General features: G+C 63.9%; 17 protein-coding genes. 8 read left to right on the top strand and 9 right to left on the bottom strand.

Translation table 11 applies throughout. From position 1 onward, the window contains the following. Positions 1-13: 13 nt before the first annotated feature. From P3T20_RS31315 to P3T20_RS31290, 6 genes are all read left to right on the top strand, one after another. Positions 14-1,531: an amidase gene (locus tag P3T20_RS31315; protein WP_074268427.1), complete on the top strand. Its 1,518-nt coding sequence runs from the start codon at positions 14-16 to the stop codon at positions 1,529-1,531. A 77-nt stretch (positions 1,532-1,608) separates the two neighbouring features. Further along, on the top strand, positions 1,609-2,835 hold the full coding sequence (locus tag P3T20_RS31310) for an urea ABC transporter substrate-binding protein (RefSeq protein ID WP_074268426.1): 1,227 nt from the start codon (positions 1,609-1,611) through the stop codon (positions 2,833-2,835). 42 nt (positions 2,836-2,877) lie between these two features. Next, a complete protein-coding gene (locus tag P3T20_RS31305; protein WP_074268425.1) occupies positions 2,878-3,744 on the top strand; it encodes a branched-chain amino acid ABC transporter permease in 867 nt (288 codons plus the stop codon). Next, positions 3,741-4,904, top strand: coding sequence for a branched-chain amino acid ABC transporter permease (locus P3T20_RS31300; RefSeq protein ID WP_074268424.1), 1,164 nt, complete (start codon positions 3,741-3,743; stop codon positions 4,902-4,904). The genes P3T20_RS31305 and P3T20_RS31300 overlap by 4 nt, the downstream gene beginning before the upstream one ends. Next, the gene (locus P3T20_RS31295; RefSeq protein WP_074268423.1) at positions 4,901-5,617 is read left to right on the top strand and encodes an ATP-binding cassette domain-containing protein; all 717 of its coding nucleotides are present in this window, start codon (positions 4,901-4,903) and stop codon (positions 5,615-5,617) included. The genes P3T20_RS31300 and P3T20_RS31295 overlap by 4 nt, the downstream gene beginning before the upstream one ends. Before the next feature lie 10 nt (positions 5,618-5,627). Beyond that, positions 5,628-6,335 (top strand): ABC transporter ATP-binding protein, encoded by a 708-nt coding sequence (locus tag P3T20_RS31290; protein WP_254369025.1) that lies wholly within the window; start codon positions 5,628-5,630, stop codon positions 6,333-6,335. Here the strand turns inward: P3T20_RS31290 and flhD are convergent. Continuing rightward, positions 6,326-6,649 carry a flagellar transcriptional regulator FlhD gene (flhD, locus tag P3T20_RS31285; RefSeq protein WP_074268422.1) on the bottom strand — a complete coding sequence of 108 codons (324 nt, stop codon included), beginning with the start codon at positions 6,647-6,649 and terminating at the stop codon, positions 6,326-6,328. The two genes, P3T20_RS31290 and flhD, sit on opposite strands and share 10 nt — an antisense overlap. Positions 6,650-6,949: 300 nt before the next feature. Here flhD and P3T20_RS31280 point away from each other — a divergent pair, with 300 nt between their 5' ends. Then, entirely contained in the window at positions 6,950-7,258 is a 309-nt protein-coding gene (locus P3T20_RS31280; RefSeq protein ID WP_074268421.1) for a hypothetical protein, read from the top strand. Positions 7,259-7,293: 35 nt separating this feature from the next. Here the strand turns inward: P3T20_RS31280 and P3T20_RS31275 are convergent, their stop codons facing one another. Next, entirely contained in the window at positions 7,294-7,668 is a 375-nt protein-coding gene (locus P3T20_RS31275; protein WP_074268420.1) for a tautomerase family protein, read from the bottom strand. 33 nt (positions 7,669-7,701) lie between these two features. After that, a complete protein-coding gene (locus tag P3T20_RS31270) occupies positions 7,702-8,502 on the bottom strand; it encodes an acetoacetate decarboxylase family protein (protein ID WP_074268419.1) in 801 nt (266 codons plus the stop codon). 348 nt (positions 8,503-8,850) lie between these two features. On the opposite strand from P3T20_RS31270, the gene P3T20_RS31265 reads away from it, so the two are divergent. Beyond that, positions 8,851-11,901, top strand: coding sequence for an AAA family ATPase (locus P3T20_RS31265; RefSeq protein WP_429288827.1), 3,051 nt, complete (start codon positions 8,851-8,853; stop codon positions 11,899-11,901). Here P3T20_RS31265 and P3T20_RS31260 read toward each other — a convergent pair. From P3T20_RS31260 to P3T20_RS31235, 6 genes are all read right to left on the bottom strand, one after another. Then, positions 11,898-14,993 (bottom strand): ATP-binding protein, encoded by a 3,096-nt coding sequence (locus P3T20_RS31260; RefSeq protein ID WP_074268417.1) that lies wholly within the window; start codon positions 14,991-14,993, stop codon positions 11,898-11,900. The two genes, P3T20_RS31265 and P3T20_RS31260, sit on opposite strands and share 4 nt — an antisense overlap. Next, complete coding sequence (locus tag P3T20_RS31255) at positions 14,990-16,696, bottom strand: helix-turn-helix transcriptional regulator (RefSeq protein WP_074268416.1); 1,707 nt, start codon at positions 16,694-16,696, stop codon at positions 14,990-14,992. Before P3T20_RS31255 ends, P3T20_RS31260 begins: the two co-directional genes overlap by 4 nt. 208 nt (positions 16,697-16,904) lie before the next feature. Then, positions 16,905-17,948, bottom strand: coding sequence for a helix-turn-helix domain-containing protein (locus tag P3T20_RS31250; RefSeq protein WP_429288826.1), 1,044 nt, complete (start codon positions 17,946-17,948; stop codon positions 16,905-16,907). A gap of 104 nt (positions 17,949-18,052) precedes the next feature. Further along, a complete protein-coding gene (locus P3T20_RS31245; RefSeq protein WP_074268415.1) occupies positions 18,053-18,466 on the bottom strand; it encodes a MucR family transcriptional regulator in 414 nt (137 codons plus the stop codon). A gap of 171 nt (positions 18,467-18,637) precedes the next feature. Beyond that, complete coding sequence (locus P3T20_RS31240) at positions 18,638-20,113, bottom strand: mechanosensitive ion channel domain-containing protein (protein WP_429288825.1); 1,476 nt, start codon at positions 20,111-20,113, stop codon at positions 18,638-18,640. Next, positions 20,114-21,664 (bottom strand): MdtP family multidrug efflux transporter outer membrane subunit, encoded by a 1,551-nt coding sequence (locus tag P3T20_RS31235; protein ID WP_254369023.1) that lies wholly within the window; start codon positions 21,662-21,664, stop codon positions 20,114-20,116. Positions 21,665-21,666: the final 2 nt, after the last annotated feature.

Here is a 21,666-nt window from a genome sequence, read left to right as displayed (position 1 = left end):
TTACGGAGCAACCATGGCAGTCAAACGTCCTACGCTGAGCCAGCTTGAAGATGTCGCGTTGAGCCTCGGCATCCATCTTTCCGAAACGCAACTGGCCAGCTACAACGGCTTGCTGCAGGCGAACTTCGACGCCTACGATGTCGTCGATGCCCTCCCCGACTATCTGCCACGCGTAACTTACCCGCGAACGCCCGGCTATCGTCCGAGCGGCGAAGAAAACCGCTACGGCGCGTGGTACGTCAAAGTGGAAGTCAAAGGCGCGCCGGGCGGCAAACTGGCTGGCAAGACCGTCGCACTCAAGGACAACGTCTGCCTTGCCGGTGTGCCGATGATGAATGGCGCGTCGACGCTGGAAGGCTATGTGCCCGATGTGGACGCTACCATCGTGACGCGCTTGCTCGACGCTGGCGCGACGATTGTCGGCAAGGCCACATGCGAGTACTTCTGCTTTTCCGGAGGCTCGCATACGAGTTCGCCTGCGCCTGTCCACAATCCGCACCGCAGGGGATATTCCGCCGGCGGTTCGTCGTCGGGCAGCGCGGCGCTGGTGGCCGCGGGGGAAGTCGATCTGGCGATCGGCGGCGATCAGGGCGGCTCGATCCGCATGCCTGCGTCGTACTGCGGCGTCTACGGGATGAAAGCCACGCATGGTCTCGTGCCTTACACCGGCGTCATGCCGATCGAGCTGACGATCGATCACACGGGCCCGATGACCGCGAACGTCACCGACAACGCCCTCATGCTCGAAGTCCTTGCCGGCCCTGACGGCCTCGATCCGCGTCAGTACGCGGGGCAGACGGCCAAGCCCTATAGCGACCTGATGAAAGAAAGCGTCAAGGGTCTGAAGATCGGCGTGGTCAAGGAGGGCTTCGGATGGCCGCAATCGCAGGCGGCGTCCGATGCGAAAGTGCGCGAAGCCGCCGCGCGCTATAGCGATCTGGGTGCGAAGGTCAGCGAAGTATCGATCCCGATGCATCTGCTCGGCCCGGCTATCTGGCTGCCGATCGCGGCCGAAGGCGCGACCCAGCAGATGATGAAAGACAACGGCCACGGCTTTAACTGGAAGGGACTGTATGTGACCGGCATGGTGGACTTCCATGCAGGCTGGCGCGAACGTGCAGACGAACTCTCGGAGACGCTGAAGCTCACCATGGTGCTCGGCGAGTACTTCATCAAGCACTATCGTGGCCACTTTTACGCGAAGGCCCAGAACCTGTCGCGGCAACTGACACTGGCGTACGACACGGCGCTCGCCGATTACGACCTGCTCCTGATGCCGACGCTGCCGCTGACTGCGACTCCATTGCCCGCCGCGGGGGCGCCCCTCGAGGAAGTGGTTCAGCGTGCCTTCGAGATGCTGCCCAACACCTGCCCGTTCGACGTGACGGGCCACCCGGCGATGAGCGTGCCATGCGGCATGGTCGAAGGTCTGCCGGTCGGCATGATGCTGATCGGCAAGCATTGGGACGAAGCAACGATCTATCGCGGCGCTTACGCATTCGAACAGGCCGCGGACTGGAAAACGCTTTGACGCCGCTGGCGGATTAGCCGTAGAGAGCGCTAACATGGCGCTCGTATTCGATCTTGTTCACCTTCAGGAATCTTTCCATGGATCGCCGTTCCTTCATCAAGACCTCCGCTCTCTCGCTGGCTGCCGGTGCGGCTTGCGGTATCCCGTTTGCCGCATCGGCCGAAGATGAAATCGTCGTGGGCGGGATCACCGATTTATCAGGAGGACTCGATATTTACGGCAAGCCCATGGCCGATTGCCTGACGCTTGCCGTCGAAGAATGGAACGCGCAAGGTGGACTGCTGGGCAAGAAGATCAAACTGCTCACCTACGACCCGCAGTCGAATATGCAGCTTTACACGCAGTTTTCGCAGCAGGCCGCGTTGAAGGACAAGGTCGCGGTCGTGCATGGGGGCATCACCTCCGCCTCGCGCGAGGTCATGCGTCCGGTGCTCGACCGCTACAAGACCCTGTATTTCTACAACACCCAGTACGAGGGCGGCGTGTGCGACCGCAATACGTTCTGTACTGGCGTGACGCCGGGCCAGACGGTGGCAAAGCTTGTGCCCTATGCAATGAAGAAGTGGGGCAAAAAGGTCTACGTGGTCGCAGCCGACTACAACTACGGTCAGATTACCTCGCAGTGGGTCAAGAAATTCGTGCAGGACAACGGCGGCACGGTTGCCTCGATCGACTTTTTCCCGCTGGACGTCACGAACTTCGGCCCGTCGATCTCGAAGATCGAAGCGGCCAAGCCCGACATGATTGTCTCGGCACTGGTGGGCGGCGCGCATATGTCGTTCTATCGGCAATGGGCCGCAGCGGGTCTGCACAAGAAGATCCCGCTTGCCTCCACCACCTTTGCCGGCGGCAACGAGCAGATCGTGCTTTCGCCCGACGAATGCGACGGTTTTCTCGTCTGCTACAACTACTTCGAGACGATCGACAACCCCGTCAATACAGCGTTCAAAGACCGCTTTCACAAGCGCTTCGGCGCCAACTATCCGAACATCACCGAACTGGCGATGGGCACTTACCAGGGCTTCAACCTGTGGGCGCAGGGCGTGAAAAAAGCCGGTACGCTAGACCGCATGAAGGTGATCGAAGCGCTGGAGTCGGGTATCAGCATCGACGCACCCAGCGGCAAGGTCTCGATCGATGCGGCCACGCATCACTGCGTGCTGAACGTCAATATCGCCGAGGTTCGCAACAAGAAGCTCGATATCGTCGAGACCTTCCAGGCGCAACCGCCGAGCGATACCAGCGCCGTCTGCAATCTCATCAAGAACCCGCGCGACAACCAGCAATATGTCATCAAGCTTTGACGCTTGCGTGAAGCGGCCGCGCGCCGTCCCAAGGAGCCGCTGATGGATCTTGCCGCTATCGTCCTGATTCAGATCCTGTATGCGATCGCAAGCCTGATTGTCATCTCGTCGGGGCTCGCGGTCATCTTCGGGATGATGAAGGTGATCAATCTCGCGCATGGCGAGTTCATGATGCTAGGGGCGTACGCGACTATTGAAGCGATGCGGCTCGGCATCAATCTGTGGGTGGCGATCTTCGTCGTCGCGCCGGTGACGGTGGGCCTGATCGGCATCGTGCTGGAGCGGGTTTTCATCCGTCGTCTGTATGGCCGCATGATCGACACGATGCTCGCCACGTGGGGTTTGTCGCTGCTGCTGATCGGCGCGGTGACGTCGATTGCCGGCAATACGACCGCTGGAGTATCGGCCCCGCTTGGCAACTTTACGATCGGCGCTTACTCGGTCAGCAGCTATACGCTCGTGATCATCGCGGTCGGCGCACTGCTGGCGCTCGCCTTGCGCTGGGTCCTCCTGCATACCTCCCTTGGTCTGATCGCACGCGGCACCATGCAGAATCCGCAGATGGCCGATGCGCTGGGCATCAACCCAAGCCTTGTGTATTCGGCTACCTTTGCAATCGGTGCGGCCTTGTCCGGCTTCGCGGGCGGCCTGCTGGCGCCGCTGACCGGTGTCGTGCCGACGATGGGCGGCGCGTTCATCGCCAAGGCGTTCATCACGGTAATAGGCGGTGGCCCGGCGATTGTCATCGGCCTCGTCAGCGCGTCGACGCTGTTCGGTACCATCAACCAGATCGCCACCTTTGCCTCGACGCCCGTGTTCGGCGAAGTCGCACTGCTGGTCGGCGCGATCATCATGTTGCGGCTACTGCCGCAGGGCATTACCGGCCGCTTCTTCAAGGGGTCGCTGTGACGAGGCCTGCGCACTCCAGCCAGCCGGCGCAAGGGCCCGACGCGCTGCAGCGCTTCTCGAGGTCGTGGGCAAGCGCCGCGCTCACCATTGCGTTGGGCCTGGCGCTGCTGTTCGTGCTGCCCCACGTGCTGGACGACTTCGCCCTCGTGCAGGCAACCGTCTACGTCGTGATGTCGATCCTCGCCATCAGTCTCGCCTTCATCTGGGGCTATGGCGGCATCCTGTGTTTCGGACAGTCCGCCTTCTTCGGGCTAGGCGCCTATACCTACGCGATCGCCGTGACCAATCTCGGCGACAGCACCGTGCCCTTCGTGCTGGCCATCGTGCTGCCCGCTGCATTCGCAGCGATCCTCGGCTATCTGATCTTCTATGGACGGCTGTCCGACGTCTACATGGGTGTCATCACGTTGACCGTAACACTGATCCTCTTCAACCTGATCAACTCTACCGCGGGACCGGAGTGGAAAATCGGCACGGCGCCGTTGGGCGGATTCAACGGCATACCGGGTATCGCGCCGTTGAATATGCCCGGCAATATCGACGACACGATCGGGCCGCGCGGCCTGTTCGAGCTGTCGTTCGGCGCGCTGCTGCTGGTCTATCTGCTCCTTAGGGCGCTGCTCGCCACGAAGCCGGGCCGGGTTATCGTCGCCAGCAAGGAAAACGAGCAGCGTCTCTTGCTGCTCGGTTACGACGCACGCGCCTACAAGCTGTTCACATTCGTTCTCGGCGCAGCTATTGCCGGACTGGCCGGATGCCTGTTCGCCAACTGGGGCGCCTTTACCAGCCCTACGGTATTCAGTCTCGCGCAATCGGCGCAGATCATCATCTGGGTGATCGTCGGCGGCCTCGGCACGTTAGTGGGCCCGGTGGTGGGCTGTGTCGCCATCCAGTGGCTGACCACGCAGATCGGCACGCAGCAGACCATCAACTCCAACCTGGTCCTCGGCGCCATTCTCGTGGTGTTCGTGTTGATGGTGCCCAAGGGAATCGTACCGGGCGTGGGCTCGCTCGGCGCCGCGCTCGTATCGCGCTTACGCCGTCGGCGCGACACGGCCAACGTCAACGCCGTGGTGAAGGAGGACCTGGATGCGGGGCCGCAGGCGGCAAAGATCGATCAAGCCGCAAAGCTCGATCCGCATGGAGAAACCGTGCGATGACGCCGCTCCTCGAAACCCGCGATCTGAACGTGCGCTTTGGCGGCGTCCACGCGACCCGCGACGTCAATTTCACCCTGGCGGAGGCGGAACTGCGCTGTGTGATCGGGCCGAACGGTGCGGGCAAAAGCACCTTCTTCAAGCTGCTCACCGGCCAGGTGAAACCCACCTCGGGGCAGATCCTGTTTCGTGGTCAGGACATCTCGAACATGCAGCCGCATCAGCCGGCTCGGCTGGGCATTGGCATCAAGACCCAGGTGCCGAGCCTCTTCAACGGGCTCAGCGTGTGGGAGAACGTCTGGCTCGCTGCGCGCCGGGTGAACACGCCGCAACAGACAGAACGGGTTACGCGGACGACGCTCGAACGCGTCGGCATGCTGGCGTACCGCGATGCGACGGTCGGCCTGCTCGCGCACGGTCAGCGTCAGTGGGTCGAACTGGCGGTGGTGATCGCGCCGGACCCGCCGTTGATCCTGCTGGACGAACCCGCGGCGGGCATGAGCGATGCCGAGGTTACGCGCACCGCTGAGCTGATCCTCGAAATCAACCAGCGGCACGCGCTCGTCGTGGTCGAGCATGATATGGGTTTTATCCGCAAGATCGCGCGGACGGTCACAGTGCTGCACCAGGGGGCCATCATCCGCGAAGGCACGCCGGATCGCATCATGAGCGACCCGCTGATCCAGCAGATCTATCTTGGCAAGAAACCGCAATGAGCGGAGTCCGATGATGCTTGAGGTTGTCGATCTATGCGCCGGCTATGGCTCGATCCCGGTGCTCTACGATGTGTCGCTGTCGATCGCCAGCGGGGAATCGATCGGCATTCTCGGCCACAACGGCATGGGCAAGACCACCTTGCTGCGCAGTCTGATCGGAGCGTTGCCGGCGACTTCGGGCACGATCCGTTTCGACGGCGCCGACGTGACACGCGCGGCACCCCACACGCGCGCGCGACGCGGGATGGCGTACGTACCGCAGGGCCGCGAGATCTTTCCTGCGTTGAGCACGCTGGACAATCTTCGGCTCGGACTCCTGAAGACCGGCCAGCGCCCGGCAGATGCGCTCGAACGGCTGCTGGCCGACTTCCCTCGCCTCAAGCCCTTGCTCGACCGTACCGGCGGATCGCTGTCGGGCGGCGAGCAGCAGTTACTGGCCCTCGCCCGCGCGCTGGCCGGCAATCCCAGCCTGTTACTGCTCGACGAACCGACTGAGGGCATCCAGCCGTCGATCATCGATGAGATCGCCGAGACGCTAGTGCTGCTGCGCGAACGCAGCCGGCTCACCATCGTGCTGGTCGAACAGAATCTGGATTTCATCGCCGCGGTGTCGCAGCGGGTGCTGGTGATCCGGCGTGGCCAGGTCGGCGACGAGATTCCCCGCGAACACCTGGGCAACCTCGACATCATGAGCCAATACGCCGGCGGTTACGCGTGATGTGTACCGACCTCGGCACGGCTTGAGGCAGTCCCGGACGACGACGTGCGCGTCATCGCGGCCGCTTCAACCTGGCTATGTGTTAGCGCCGACAGCACCGCATGGTCATTGAAGCGAAACGAGCACAGAATCTGCGACACCGAGGCGAGTTTCGTGAGTTCCTTGAGCGAAAGGGCCAGCAGAACATCGGCCACCTCGGGCGAGACGCCAAGGGTACCCATGGCCGTGCTTCTGTCTTCTGCCAGCAGGCGCTGGATCAGCAGAAGATAGGCGAGATTCATCTCGCGTATCAAGCCTTGCGTGTCCTGATTCATTCGACCACCCCCGCGGCACCGGCCGGATCGGCTCTACTTTGAGCGCACGGCGCTTCGAACAGACGCAAGCGATCGCCGCAAGTCGATACTAGACACGCTGCGCCGCTAGCGCCGTCAGGACTCCCAGATATTGAATTAGGCCGATATGGAATTCTCCGTAAGGAATTCCTGAGTGCGCTCCGCGTCCCTGTCCGTGAAACCCACTGTCAAGAATTTGACTTTTTTGCCGTCAACCAGGAAACGCCCTCGCCTGGCGAACGCCGGGCCGGCTCACGAATACCTGATTTGAGGATAGCCACGATGACATGGCGCGTGTACACAATGCCCCGGCCGGCCAGTGCTTTCAACTGGATGCCGACGCTCGAACGCATCAGGGAACTGGTGGAGGCGGACGGCGGCAAGTTCTCGCTTCAGCTTGTCGATTCGGAATACGAGGCCGCGACCGAGGCCGCCCGGGCATTTGGATGGGATGGCCAGTTCCTCGAAGGACCGCACGTTTTCACGTTGCCGAATGCGGATTCGATGCAGTTCGGGCTGGTGTGGACCCAGCCCGATGAAAAGCTGACGACGTTTATCGTTTCGCCGCGGGCGCTGCCCTGGCTCGAATGATCGCGCGCTAGTGAGCTATTGAGCTAGTGAGCTAGCTATTCGTTCGCGACCTCCGGCATGATCTTCCCCATTTCCATTGCCTGGCTGGGCGGCAGTTCCTGAATACCGATGACAATCTGGTCATCGGGCGCGCCGGTCGCGGTCTGAAACAGCTTCCAGAGACGCTGGATCAGCTCGCGCTTGTATTCAGGTGGGCGGCCGGTCCGGATCAGAAGCGTCAGTGCGGCGGTGGCCGCCGCTTCTCCGGCCGTGAAACCGTTGCCGGGCGGATACTCCTGAAACACCACATGCACCCAGTTTTTCGGCACACCCGAATACGACGAGTGCAGCTCCGTCAGTTCGACCGCGAGCCGGGTCTTGGCCTCGCTGCTGAGTACGCCATCCTGAGTCATCAAGGTATAAAGCGGCATTGAGGCTACTCCTGTCCTGACGTTTCCGGCCTGTCACTCGACGTAGTTCTTCAGAATCCGCAGATCCGTCACCGAGTAAGACATCCCCAGCCGATAACCGCGGCCGACGCGCAGCGGAGCGATCAGGTGCATGTCCTCACCGGCGACCTCGGGAAGTTTCAGCTCCGCGGTTCCGGTCCAGACATCGACGATCGCCAGATTGTCCGTAAGCGACATGGTCAGCTCGTCGACCGGCGGCTTGTCCTGAAGCCCGGCGGCGAGCTGGGGAAAGTAGCGGCGCATGGTCGTCGGGCGGTTGAACACGGTCGTCGGGTCGGCGACAGGCTCCTCGAGCTGGATACGGGCCGTCGCCAGGCGTTCGCCGTGCGCCGAGACACTGGCGCCGAAGCGGCTCCCTTTGGCAAGCGGCGCCGCCGCTGCACTCGGCGCGGAGAAGCTGCGGGTCTGATAGACGCTCGCGAGTTTCTTCGGAAAACCCTGCGCCCATCCGCGGGCAATCGCCGCATCGTTGTCGACGAAGATGTATGGGCAATAGTTGACCGGCACGCCGTCGAATACCGCCTCGACCAGAACGAAGGCCTCGCGGTACTGATAGCGGGCCGGGTCCGTCAATTCGTCGTTGGACCCGGTGAACTGCCAGTCCAGAAACCAGAAGAAGGCGCGCCCGCCTGATTTCTCGTCCACGGTCATGCCACGTGGAAGCAAGGCCGCGATGGCCTTCGGATCGGCCCAGTATTCGATGGCCAGACAGTCGCTCGAATAGTGCCACGGCGGCATCGTCGCAAGTGCGGATTGCCCTTGCGGAGTAACAGGAACTGAAAACGCCTTAAGCATTTCGTTTCATCCTCAATGGGAGCGACCGCAGTCGCGATGACCCATTATTCTCGAAGGCGCTAACGTGTCCTATCCCCCGATCGGGTGTCGAAAGGCCGTTTGAAAGCCTTGCGCAAGGCCGTGGTCCATACCGTTACGTCGAAGGTTTTCGCAGTCATTTTGCCGGTATAGAATCGGCCAAATGTTTAAAACTACGTTAATGCCTGCCGAAGACGCCAAGGCTCGCCACGCCTCAGTGGTCAATTGCCCTGCCGTGCTGAAATCCGCGCCAGACCCAGCGCACCGAGGCGGCCATCGCCTTTCATATAGGATTGCAAGAATGAATGGGCCGTGCGGTCGGAGACAAAAGTGAGCGAATTCCCGCCTTTCCGGCTCGACCGGGCCAACCAGTGTGTCTGGCAAGCGACGCCGGATGGGGGCCAATCCCGGCTCAATCTCAGGCCTCGTGCGTATGACATGCTGCAGTACCTGATCGACAACGCCGGCCGCCTCGTGACGCACGACGAGTTTCTCGACGCGCTTTGGCAAAACGTCACAGTGCAACCGGAAGTGCTGAAGGGGCACATGCTGTCCATACGCGCCGCACTCGGCGACGATCCGGCCAACCCCCGCTTTATCGAAACGCTGCGCGGCCGCGGCTACCGTTTCATCGCCCCGCTGCTGGCCCGCACGCCGGTCAACGCCACGGACGATGTCGAGAGACCGGCTGACGGTACTTTCGTCGGACGCACACCGCAGTTGAACAAGCTCAAAACGCTGTTCGACGAGGCTTGCGCAGGCGAATCGCGGATTGTGTTCGTCGCCGGCGAACCGGGCATCGGCAAGACCACGCTCGTCAATCAGTTCCTCGAATCGCTCGACGGCCGTGGCGACGTGCTGACTTCGCTCGGGCGCTGCGTCGAGGGCTACGGCGGCACCGAGCCGTATTACCCCGTGCTCGAAGCGCTGGCTCAACTGGTGCGCGGCGACGCGGGCGCCGCCATCATGCGCAGCCTCATCTCGATCGCGCCCACCTGGGCCGCGCAGCTTCCCGGCTCGGTGCCGGAGCGGCATCGCGCCCAGTTGCAGCGGCAACTGGTCGGCGCGGTCAGCGGCCGCATGCTGCGCGAGATCTGCGAGTTCTTCGCCGCGCTCTCGGCGCAAACGCCGCTCGCCCTCGTCTTCGAAGACCTTCATTGGTCGGATTATTCGACGGTCGACATGCTCTCTGCGCTCGCCCGTCATCGCACCCACGCACGCCTGATGGTCGTGGTCACCTATCGCCCCGAAGATGCGGAGTTCGCTCAGCATCCACTGTGCCGCCTGAACCACGACCTCGGTTTGCAGAAGCTTTGCCACGACATCGTGCTCGAGCCGCTGACCGAAAACGCCATTGCAGAATACCTTGAAGGCAAGGCGCAGAACGCTCGCGAAAACGGCTTGGCACAACTCGTCTGCGAGCACTCCGGCGGGAATCCCCTCTTCATGGTGGCGACGCTCGATCATCTGGTCGCACAGGGCATCGCGCAGTCCACCCCCGAAGGGTGGAAGCTGCATCTGTCTCCGTCGGAAGTGCGGCTCGAAGTGCCGCTGACTCTGAGCCAGGTTATCGAGCATCGCATCCAGCGGCTGACGGGCAATCAACAGCGCGTGCTGGAAGCCGCCAGTGTGGCGGGACTCAGCTTCGATGCCACACTTGTCGCGCCGGCGGCCCAGTTGAGCCAGGAAAGCATCGAGGAGACGTGCGAAGCGCTGTGCCGCCAGGAGAGCTTCATCCGCCGCGAAGCGCCTGCGCCGCTCGAGCGCATGATCACGGCACGGACCTACGCATTCCGCCACACGATGTACCGGCAGACCTTCTACGAGCGTCAGGGCGCGTTGCGTACCGCTCATTCGCATCTGCGGATTGCCGAGGAGCTCGAAGCGCGCAGCGCGCCGGAAGAGCACGGCAGCGTCGCGGCGGAGTTGGCCCAGCACTTCGCGGCAGCCAAGCAATGGTCGCGCGCGCTGGGGTATCTGCGGATCGCGATCCAGACCGCGAAGAAGCGTCTCGCATACAACGACGCACTCGCTATCCTCGATCGCGCCATGATGCTGGCCGCCAACTTGCCGAACGAGGCACGCGCAGCGGCCGAGGCCGAGTTCCTCGAGGGACGTGCGTCGGTCTTTACCGCAGCGCATGACCGGCGCGCGCTCGAGACCTGCGAACAACTGGCTAGGCGTGCCGCGCAACTCGGTCTGATCGATATCCAGAGCCGCGCCTTACTGAGCCTCGCCTACGCCTATAGCTGGCGCGATCAGCTGCGCAGCAGCCGGATCATCGACGAAGCGCTGGTGCTGAGCGAACGGCAGACCAATCTGCAACAGCAGGCGCGCACCCGCATCAGTTGTTACGTCTGGAGAATGTGGGTGCGCGGCTGGCGTGCCGACGACATCCGTCAGTGCGAAGCTGCGCTGGAACCCCTGGGCAATGGCGACGATCCGTTCACGACCGCCTGGTCGCAATGCGAATACAGCATGGTCATGATGGTGTCCGCGCGGTATCAGCAGGCCCAGGACAACATTCTCGCGAACTACCAGTTCCTCGTCGACAACGACGAGAACCGGCCCGAGTTCAACATGGCTCGCGCCACCTGGATGGTCAATCTCGGTGTGCCCTGGACGCTGCTGTATCTGGGCGAGCTTGGGCGTGCACATCAGGAGTTCGACCGGGCGATTGCCATGTACGCCACCAATGGCAATCAGTACGGTGCCGATACGCTGACGCTGTATCGCTGCTGGGTGCAATTCCATGCGCTGGACTTCGACGCCATGCTCGAGTCCTGCAGCCAGGTTCTCGCGGAAACGCTGGCCGGGACCGCGGTGCGCCGCTCGACCCTTCCCGCGGAACAACGGCTCGCCATCCTCCTGAAGGGACTGGCCTATCTTGGCCTCGGCGACACCTGCACGGCGCGCGTGCATCTGGCCGACGTGATGCAGCGCATGGATAACGAGCCGGTGATTTTCGACTGGTACTGGCGACTTGCGCTCGAATGGGGTCTCGCGAGCCTTGCCCTGATGCAGGGCGATCTGGACGAAGCGATGACGCACGCCGCGCGTCTGGTGAAGGCGGCGAGCGGCACGGAAGAGCGCACCTGGCAGGGTTTGTCGTGGGAGATTCAGGCACGCGTCGCGCTGCGCTTTGGTGCGGTGGCGGACGCTGTGCGGTATGTGGAAAAAGCGCTCGTTGCCACGCAGCATTTCCAGACTCCGCTCGCGGACTGGCGCATCCATCGCACGGCAAGCGAGGCCTATCGCGTGAGCGGCGATGCGCAAACGGCTGAGCGTCACGCCGAATTCGCAGTTGCCAAAAAAGCGGCGCTCGCGGCAAGTTTGCCCACCGGGCATCGTCTGCGGGCCACGCTCGACGCCGGGGATTAGCCCTCGACCGGCTCCGCGAGCCGCTGGCCGAAACCCGCGTCTTGCGGGATCGAGCCGGCCAGACGGACACGCAATTCGACGTAGCGCTGCTGTGCCGCTGCCATACGCTGCATGTCGCCGCGCGCTTCGTGCAGCGACGCAGCGGTGCGCTGCAAACGCCAGTCCGCGAGCGGCGTCTCGAAACCTTCGGTCACCGAAAACGCGGCGTCCAGCTGGACCTTGGCGTTCTGCAAATGGCCCTCCCCCAACGATGCGCGCGCCATGGTTTCCCACGCGAGCGCCTGCCAGGTCCGTTCTTCGGTGGCAAGCGCGCGTTCGAGAAAGCGGCGGGCACGATATTGCGCCGCGTCGTAGTCGCCTTGCGCTATCGCGAGGTCGGCGCATCCCCATTCGAGCAGGAGTCGCCAGTACCAGTCGAACATGATCGGTTCGCGCTCCATCTGCTGTTCCGCTTCGGCAAAACGCGCTGCGGCAGCGGCGTTTTCGCCAAGCCCAGCGTGAGCCAGCCCGGCGAGAATGGTCCAGACGCGCTGCTGGGGCGGCAGTAATGCGGCACGCTGGCGGGCTTCGTCGTCGGACCCGGGCCGATCCGCCGCCTGCCTGAACTGACGGTCGAGTTCGAGGACGGTTTCGAAGTCCATCGTATGGATCAGCAGCCAGCCGCGATAGACCTGCAGGGTGCGCGCCGCGAAGTAATTGCCGTTGTCGTGATACTGCCGGATGCCATGGTCGAATTCGTCGAGCGAGCGGCCCAGTTCGCCAAGCGACAGGTACGCCCACGGCACGCCCAGACGCACCATCCACATTGGGCGTGAGATATCGAAACACGGGTGACTCGCCGCATGGTCGTACAACACCCGATAGCTCGCCTGCGTGGTCTGCAGCGCTTTGCGGTACTGCGTCGACACCATCATCAGCATGCAGTGCTCCATTTGCGCTTGCGCGACGGACACCGGATCGCCTATCTCGCGCACGGTCGCGAGCGCGTCGCCGAATTGCTGCGCATCGTCCGTGTTCCAGCCTTGCGTCCAGATACGCCGCACATTGCATGCGATCTGCGTCGACGCGCTAACGCGCCGGTCCGGATAGGACGCACTGAGCCTGAGCGCATCGTCGAGGCATTCCACCGAGCGAGCCTGATCGTCCCAGCTCAGCACGTACGACAGACCGAGCAGCGCGCGCAGTTGCACTTCGATCTTGCCGAGCCGAGTCGACTGTTCGTGCAGCGCGCGGTATGCGTCGATCGCCTGCCGGTCATGGGCGGCCGCATAGAGCGCCGCGCGCGCTTCGACGAATTCGACGCGCCGCAACGCGCGCAAGTCGGCCGGCAGGCGTGCGAGCAGCATATCGGCCTGATCGAGCGCGGCTAGCGCTTCCCGATAGGCACAGCGAACCTTGGCGGTTTGCAAGGCGGTGCGTACATAGTCGAGCGCCTTGTCCCATTGCTGCGCATCGGCAAAGTGCCAGCAGAGCTCCGCCGAGAGACTGCCGCGTTGCCCCACCGGAAACAGCGTCTCGAGACGCTCGCCAATCAGCCGGTGCGACCTGGAGCGCCGCGTTAGTCCCTGACGGTCGTAGAAGACGCTGCGAACCAGCGCATGCGTAAAGCTGAACGATTGCGCGCTGTTGCCGTCGGGCAAGCTCTGGACGCCGGCGCGGCGAATGAACTGGCCCTGGCGAGCAAGGCTGTCGCACAGATCCTCGAACGCCTCGATGCTCATCGCAGCCGCTTCGGCCGTTGTTGCCGGCGCAAACGTCAGTCCCGCCACGCTCGCCGCCTCGAGCATGCGTTGCGCCCTGGCAGCCAGCCGCCGGATACGCATTTCGATGACCTGCACGATGGTGCGCGGAAGCGCCTCGCGCAACTGCGCGGCGCTCGCCGTCTGATGCCAGCCGTCAACCGTCCTGATCGCGAGGCCATGCTCGTACAGATGCTCGAGAATCGCCTGCATGAACAGTGGATTGCCCCCCGAGCGTTCGGCGACCAGATGCGCCAACTCCTCGTCGAGCGGGTTCAGGCTCGCGCCATGCATGAGCCAGGCGCCGACCGAGTCGGGCTTGAGCGGGGCAAGCTCGATCACCTCACACGCTCTGCGAAGCAGTAGCGTGTGATTGAGCTTCATCACCGGATGCCGGACGGAAGATGCGTCGTCGCTACGGTAAACGGCCACGATCATGAGCCGCAGCGGTCCCTCGAGCTGGGCAAGCGCGGACAGCATGTCGATGGTCGAAAAGTCCGCCCAGTGCAGATCGTCCAGCACGAGCAACAGCGGGCGTTCTCTCGCCAGCGTCTGCAGCAGGTCGCAGATTTCGCGCATCATGCGCTCGCGCCCGGCGCCGAGTGTCCGGGCGAGCAACGAATCGAGGATATCCGCCGGCACGCAGGACGGCATCAGGATGGCCCAGGTGGGCGCGATCGAGACGAGCGCCGTCTTGACCTGCTCGCCGCCTGCTCCGCGGCAGAGGCGGCCGAGCGCTTCGAGCACCGGATAATAAGGTTCGGTGCCGCCATAGCCTTCGACGCACCCGCCTCCCATCACCCGTGTGTCGCCCTGGCTTGCCGCAGCGAGGAACTCGTCGACGAGCGCCGTCTTGCCGATACCCGCCTCGCCCGTGACAAACACGATCTGCCGCGAGCCGGCCTCGGCACGCCGGTGTGCCGCCAGCAAGGCATCGAGCTGCGGCGCGCGGCCCACGAAGCGCTCCGCCCTGCGTGCAAAGAAGCCTGACTCGCCGCCGACGGCGAGATTGCCGACCGGCGCGATAAAGCGATAGCCGTGCCCGCGATGCGTTTCAACATAGCGCGGCTGACTGGCATCGTCACCCAGGGCGCGACGGATTGCAGCGACATGTCCCTTGAGCACTTCGGGCTGCACATGCACGTCGGGCCACACGGCTTCGAGCAGCGCATAGAACGACATCAGCTGCTGCGCATGTTCCACCAGATGCCGCAACACAGCGAAGGTCTTGGGCGGGAGGTCGATACGGGTAGCGGCCTGCGCCGGATCCAGCCGCCACAGACATTGACTGGACAAGTCGAGCTGAAAGCCGGGAAACTGGAGCGACGTGTGGATACGCGAGTCGGGGTTCAAGCCGGAAAATTCCTCGGAATCTGGATCAGGCCAAGGCGGGTGGCGAGTGTGACCGCTTCGGTCCGGTTTCTGACCGACAGCTTCGTATAGAGATGCTTCGCGTGCGATTTTACGGTCTCAGGCGCGATGCACAACTGAACCGCGATCTGCTTGTTGGACAGACCTCGCCCCATCAGGTCGACGATCAGACGCTCGCGCTCGCTGAGTGCCGCGGCTGCGTTCGGGCGTCGCGCCGCGAATGGCTCAATCGCCTGGCGCGCGCCGCGTTGCCGGTGCACCAGCAGCAGCCCCGCGTAAGGCAGCAGTTCACCCGCCTCGTGCACGGAGGCGATCCGCCGTTGCACGATCGCCTCGATCAGCTCCGCGACGCGCACGCTGCAATCGACGAGCGTCTGATGCAGACCGACCGACGGCGCGAGCTTGAGCAGATTGACCAGCACCTCGACGGCTTCGCCGCGTTGCCCCGTCACGAGCAACGCCTCGACAAGCAGGAGCGCAACGGGTACCGCTGCATAGAGACTGCCGCGCCGTACCGTGTCGAAATGAGCCTGCCGCAATGACGCGACATCGACGGTACCTGGCGAGCGGGCCAAAGCGACGTGCGCCCGTGCGAGGGTATGAAAACGCGCGATTTCGAGGGCCGCGCTGCTGCCGCTGGTGCTCGCGGCCCGCTTTTCACGTGTGAGCGCGGCGAGACGCTCCAGACATTGCTCGGCCTGCTCGAGGCGCCCGTTCCCTGCTTCGATTTCGACCTGGTACGCGAGGCTCGCTGCCCGCAACCGGGGCCAGCCGCGCCGCGCACCGAGCGCCTCGGCCTCGCTGAGAATCACGAGCGCCCGGCCGGCTTGCCCCCGGTTCCTGGCGATGCGCGCGAGCAGCACATGCGCGCGCAGTGCGCCTTCGAACGTACTGCGTTCGCGGATATTGGCTATCCGTGCGGCGATCAGCGCCTCGGCTTCGTCCACCTGCCCCTGCTCGTAGAGCACTTGCGCGATGATGGAAGCGGGAAACGCATCGGCCGGAAGCTGTCTGCCGAGCAGGCGCCGCCCCGTTTCGAGCGCATCGGCAGCCAGCAGGCGCGCCGCGTTGAAGCGCATCTGATCGAAGGCGACGGCGGCATCCAAGGCCAGATCGAACAGCGCGGAGAGCGCCTGCATCGGGCCCGGCCGCGCGTCCAGTTCGACGCGCTCCACCGCGTAGAAGCTCTCCAGATCGCCGCGCCGCCAGTACACACAGCGGCACACTGTCAATGCGACTTGCGCCGTCGGCGCGCTTGCGCCAAGCGCAAGCGCGGACAACGCAGCCGGCAACGCGGCCACCTCATCGTCCTGGAACACGAGGGCCACCGCCCGCAGCGCCGCAATTTCGCCGTGAAGCGTTTTCGTCACCGTCACAGACAGCCGGCTCGCCTGCTGCTCGATCAGCTCCGCGATGGCCAGCGCCTCGCGCGAATCGAAGCGCATGATGGCCTGCCACGCCCGTTCGATATCGAGTCTGATGTGCGCGAAGCCGTCGCCGATCCGGGCGCCACCCATGCGCGGAATCTGCAGAGCGGCCCCGCTGCCGCTAACGACCGGCAGAGATCCCGGGGCGGCGCTGGGACGCTGCGCGCCCGATTCCGGCGATACGTACGGAATCGCCCCACTTCGCTGTGTTCGTGCAGTCGTGGAAAAGCTTTCGTATGCAACAACGACATCGTTCATTTCAGGCTCCGTAGGGACACCAGATCGTCGCAACCGCACAACGAGGGAAGATGCGGCCAAGACTAAACCGGGCACCGCTACGAAGCGTGATGATTCGGTTATTTTTCGGTAATGGCCGGGTCGTCAAGAGGCCTATACGGAAGTTAGACGGACAACGTGGCAGGAAATGAACGTGTGACGCCGCTATTCGTATGCGGGAATGCCGCTATCAGGGAACGCCCCGTTGAGCGGCGTGGCTGGGCGAATCGTCCGGCAACCTGGCACCGCGCATGCGCGCCCGCCAGGCGTTCGGCGGCTCGCCAATCATGCGCTTGAAGACCGCGGTGAAATGCGCATGCGAGCTGAAGCCGCAACTGAGCGCGACGTTCAGCACGCTGAATTCCGACGAGCGCAGCAGCATCTGCGCATGTTCGAGCCGACGTCTTAGCAGGTAAGTGTGCGGCGAATAGCCGGTCGTCGAACGAAACTGGGCCGCGAAATGCATGCGCGTGAGTCCCGTACTGGCGGCCACCTCGGCGAGGCCAATCGGGTTGGCGAGATTGGCCTCGATGAAATCGATCGCGCGGCGCAGACGCCATCTCGGCAGCGACGCGCCCCGCGCGACCGGCCACGCCGCCATGACGTCGGTGCGCCTCGCCAGCAGGCGGGCCACGATTGCATCGCAAATGCTGTCCGCATACATGCGGCCGAAGGTATCGGCGAGCGGATTGGCGTCCTGCAGCGCGAGCGCCAGCCGTTCAACCGCGACATCCCGAAAGATCCGCGGATCCTGGTCCGCGAGATCGGGACGCACGAGCTGGCCTGCGGCTTCGTCATAGCGCCGCGACAACAGGTCCGGCGAAATAAACAGATGTATCACGCGGCACGGCGAGGCATAAAAGGCTTTGACGCTTTCGCCGGGCTTCGTGATCTGGATCGAACCGGGCATCACTGGTCCGTCGCAGATGATCTTGCCGTCGTGCTGGAATTTCAGCGTGGTGGCGCTCAGGGCAATGCCGACCGTATAGAAGCGTTCATCGCCGACGCTCGACACTTCGCGCGGCTCGCCCGCGGGGGCGTCCTCGCTCCAGCTGCCGGCGAGGATGCGATCCGCCGCCGCGGCATCGACTGCGGAAAACGGCGGACAGCGCCAACGCTCCTCGACCTGCACGACCGAACTCTCGCTCGCCCACAAGTTTGCACCGAACCCGCCTGCCGCATCCGGACAGGCCGCCCGGAGAACGCTCGACGCGTCCTGTGACTGTCTGGACATGATGTCACTCCGTTTTCATTGGTGAGCATCATGCGTGAGACTGGCGCTCCTCCGGTATCCCCCCAATGGGTGAAACCGCACTGCACGAGCGTGTCCGTGTTCTCTCAGGTCCGCGTGCCGCGCCGCGGTTTGATGGCACCGGCGGGATGATTCTTGGCGATGGTCGAGCGCAGCGCCGAGTAGGCTGGCGCCACCATCGGATAGTTGGCCGGCAGCCCCCATTTCGCCCGATACTGGTCTGGGGTCATGCCGTAGCGGTGTTGAAGATGGCGTTTGAGCGACTTCAGCTTGCGGCCGTCCTCCAGGCAGATCAGATACTCGTCGTGGATCGATTCGCCGATCGGGACCGCTGCCTCGGCATGCGGACCTGCGTCCTCGCAAGGATCGCGCAACGCGGCCAGCGCGGCATGGGTACTCGAAATGAAGGCGGGCAGATCGGCCGCGGGCAGCGGATTGCACGAGACGAAGCTCGCCACGATCTCGGCGGTCAGTTCGATCAGATGGGGGCGCTCCGTCACGGGCGGCCTCGCGAGCTCAAAGGCCCTGCGTTACTGGGATTGCCCGAAAGCGGCAGGCGGATTCGCACGGCACCATAAGCTTGTCTCGCTCTCAGGTGGGATACCTGATCAAAGTAGTGGCGCGACCTGAACGGGTCAATCCCCCGAATGGGGGCAAACCTGCGCGCCGGGTTAGAGATGCATTCCATGGAGCGCCTGCATACCGCGTGCGAGCCAGGCGGCGAGGCCGTGCGGCGTTGGCGGTACGTCCCTGGGTGGTTCCATTAACGCCTGTCCGCGGCGTTCACGCTCCGCGAGTTTTGCGGCCAGTACATGCGTCAGTTCGGGATGCCGTTTGAGCAACGCGGCAATCGCCGCTCCCGGCAGTTCATAAACAATTGCGTAGGTCTTCGCCGAGATTTCCGCGCCAACCGCCACGCCCGCGATGGGTCCGCTCTCGCCGAAGTATTCGCACGGTGAAAAGCGCATGACGTCCACGGTCCCGCCGTCGAGCCGGGTGGATGCATTGATCACACCATAGCCGATGAGCGTAATCGCTGACGGCACGTCGCCGGCCTGGAGCAGCACGTCGCCAGGCGCAAGTTCGCGAACCTGCAGGACGCTCGCGAGCTGTTCCTTTTCTTCACGCGACAGCAGGCCGAAGATGCCGATGCTCTCGACGAGGCGCCGCCCGACCGAGCGCTCGCCCGAAGCGTCCGCGTCGTCCGCTGGCGTGTGGAACAGCGACAGCGCTTCCAGATGCCGGTGCGCGGCGTCGAAAAAGACGTTGAGCGTGTCGTCGCTGCTGCGATCGCTCGAGACGAAGAACGACACTTCGTAGTCGGTCGCCTGCCAGCCGACCGTCTTCGTGACGATGTTCGCCGGCAGCGCAGCGTCGATGCCGATGCACGAGTCGATTGCCAGCCGCAGCGCCGACACCACGGACGACGGACGATGCACGGGATCCGCCTGAAACCGGACCACGGTCGCGTGCGTCCCAGCCGGAACACTCGCGTTGACGACCTTCGATTTCGCGATCGCCGAGTTCGGCACGACGATCAGATCATGGTTGCTCTTGAGCACGTGTGTCGCGCGCCAGGTCACTTCACGCACCGAGCCTTCCGAGCCGTCGTCGAGCACGATCCGGTCGCCGACGCGATACGGCGCCGTCGCATTGATGACGAAGCCGGAGAACAGGTCGGCCAATGTGCTTTGCAACGCCAGCCCCAGCACGATCGCGACGGCGCCCGATGTGGCCAGCACGCCCTTGAGCGGAATGTCGAACACATCGGCAACGATGGCGACCGCCGCGGTCAGATACGCCACGACCTCGGCGACATCGAGCGTAAAGCGCTCCTGGCGCGTGCGGTCGTTGATCGTGTAGTAGAGCCGCACCACTGCCATGATCGTGGATGCCGCCAGCAGCCACCAGGCGATCTGCACCGCCCCGCGCGCAAAGCGGTACTCGGCGGAGGCGCCGAGATCGGGCGTCTGCGTCGGCGTCACACCCGCGTGCAGCATCGCGATCGTCAGCGCGGCAAATGCAAGGCAGCGCAACGTGGTGCGCGGCATCGCAAAGCGCATGCGTGCGCAGCACAGCAATACGATGAAATTGAGCGCGACCGCGGCGACCGGAAGCAACAAGGGCGCGAGCGGCTGCGGCAGCATCTAGTTCGCTCCGCTGGCCGCTAACGGTGGCACCGGCGGCCGGCTCGGCAGGTCGTCGCTGCGATAGCCGCCGCCCAGCGCCCGCGTCAGCACGATTTCCGCTTCGAGCTCGTCGCCGTTGAGCTGTAGCAGCGCGATCTGCCCTTGTATCACCGGAGCCTTCGCCTGGATCGACGCGGTGCGGTCGGCAAGACCGCGCTCGTACTGCGCCTCGGTGCTGTCACTCGTGACGCGCAGCGCGTCGATCCGCTCGTGCTGCAGTTGCGCGCGATGATCGAGATCGTCGATCTGACTGCCCGTTTGCGCCACATCGCGAACTGCATCGAGCACCGCTTCGTTGTACTGCTCGATCAGCGTGTTGCTGGCCGTGCGTGCGCCATGCAAGCTCGCATTCAGACGACCGCCGTCGAAGATCGGCAGATACAACCCGGGAATGATATTGATCTGCTCAGCCGTATGCGTAAACAGATCTCGCATGCGTAGTGCGTTGAAACCGAAGAACGCTGTGATGTCGAAGCTCGGGTAAAACGCCGCCCTGGATGAATCGATACGGTCGAACGATGCGTCGACGAGCCAGCGCATTGCCTGCAGGTCGGGCCGGCGGGCGAGCAGCTCGAAGGACAGCGTGGCCGGCAGGCCGGCCGAGGGCGCGGGCAATGCCACCGGTGTGATTTGCGGGAGGTCGTCCGGTCCCGCACCGAGTACTGCGCGCAAGGCCTCGCGAGTCTGAACGATCTGTTCCTGTGCCGAAGCGATCTGCTGGTCGATCGCGAGCAGTTGCGAGCGTGCCTCGGCCGACTGCGTAACCGCCGCCAGCCCTCGTTCGTGACGCGCGGTCTGGGTGTCCAGTTCGAGCGCCTCGACGCTGCGCAATTGCTGCAGCAGGTCAAGGCTTGCGTAGACGATCTGGATCTGGTAGTAAAGTTGCGCGACGCCGGTCGACACCTCCAGCTCGGCCTGCGCTGCCTCGGCGCGCCGTGCGTTCTGCTCGCCGAGCGCCGCACGCACGAGGTCGCGTTGCTTGCCCCACACATCGATATCGTAGTGAGCATCTACGCCGACCAACCCGGTCCAGTACCACGGGCCGTACGCGCCGATGGCAGGATCCTTCGAAGCATAGGCGCTGAGGAATCCATGGCCGGATACGTGTTCGCGATCCGCCTCGGCGATCGCGGAGATCTGCAGATCGCTCCCGGCGCGAACCAGTTCTACCTGGGCGTGGGCCTGCGACACATGCTCACGGGCGATGGCCAGCGTCGGCGCATGACTGAGGCCGCGCTCGATCAGCGCTTCGAGTTGCGGGTCGTGATAGTGCTCCCACCAGCGAGCAGAGGGCCAGCCTTCGCTCGCGAGGTGAATATCGTCGGCGAGGCGGATCTGGTCCTGTGGGATGAGCGTCGCCGGCGGGCTATCGTGATGAATCATCGCGCAGGCTGCCAGCCCCGCACAGACTGGCAGCAGCACCAGCCAACGCTGCACGAAGCGCGGCAACCCATGGCGGGCACCTGTGCCACGCGCGGTCTGCATCAACGGGTTTTGATCGTCGCGCATCG

Source organism: Paraburkholderia sp. GAS206C, from assembly GCF_050435645.1.
Taxonomy (GTDB): Bacteria; Pseudomonadota; Gammaproteobacteria; order Burkholderiales; family Burkholderiaceae; genus Paraburkholderia; species Paraburkholderia phenazinium_B.
The sequence above is the reverse complement of the archived record's forward strand: the minus strand, read 5'-3'. Positions and strand labels throughout refer to the sequence as shown.

Coding starts and splice junctions, on each gene's coding strand:
- P3T20_RS31315 (WP_074268427.1), top strand. CDS start 14: ATGGCAGTCAAACGTCCTACGCTGAGCCAGCTTGAAGATGTCGCGTTG.
- P3T20_RS31310 (WP_074268426.1), top strand. CDS start 1,609: ATGGATCGCCGTTCCTTCATCAAGACCTCCGCTCTCTCGCTGGCTGCC.
- P3T20_RS31305 (WP_074268425.1), top strand. CDS start 2,878: ATGGATCTTGCCGCTATCGTCCTGATTCAGATCCTGTATGCGATCGCA.
- P3T20_RS31295 (WP_074268423.1), top strand. CDS start 4,901: ATGACGCCGCTCCTCGAAACCCGCGATCTGAACGTGCGCTTTGGCGGC.
- P3T20_RS31290 (WP_254369025.1), top strand. CDS start 5,628: ATGATGCTTGAGGTTGTCGATCTATGCGCCGGCTATGGCTCGATCCCG.
- flhD (WP_074268422.1), bottom strand. CDS start 6,649: ATGAATCAGGACACGCAAGGCTTGATACGCGAGATGAATCTCGCCTAT.
- P3T20_RS31280 (WP_074268421.1), top strand. CDS start 6,950: ATGACATGGCGCGTGTACACAATGCCCCGGCCGGCCAGTGCTTTCAAC.
- P3T20_RS31275 (WP_074268420.1), bottom strand. CDS start 7,668: ATGCCGCTTTATACCTTGATGACTCAGGATGGCGTACTCAGCAGCGAG.
- P3T20_RS31270 (WP_074268419.1), bottom strand. CDS start 8,502: ATGCTTAAGGCGTTTTCAGTTCCTGTTACTCCGCAAGGGCAATCCGCA.
- P3T20_RS31255 (WP_074268416.1), bottom strand. CDS start 16,696: ATGAACGATGTCGTTGTTGCATACGAAAGCTTTTCCACGACTGCACGA.
- P3T20_RS31250 (WP_429288826.1), bottom strand. CDS start 17,948: ATGTCCAGACAGTCACAGGACGCGTCGAGCGTTCTCCGGGCGGCCTGT.
- P3T20_RS31240 (WP_429288825.1), bottom strand. CDS start 20,113: ATGCTGCCGCAGCCGCTCGCGCCCTTGTTGCTTCCGGTCGCCGCGGTC.
- P3T20_RS31235 (WP_254369023.1), bottom strand. CDS start 21,664: ATGCGCGACGATCAAAACCCGTTGATGCAGACCGCGCGTGGCACAGGT.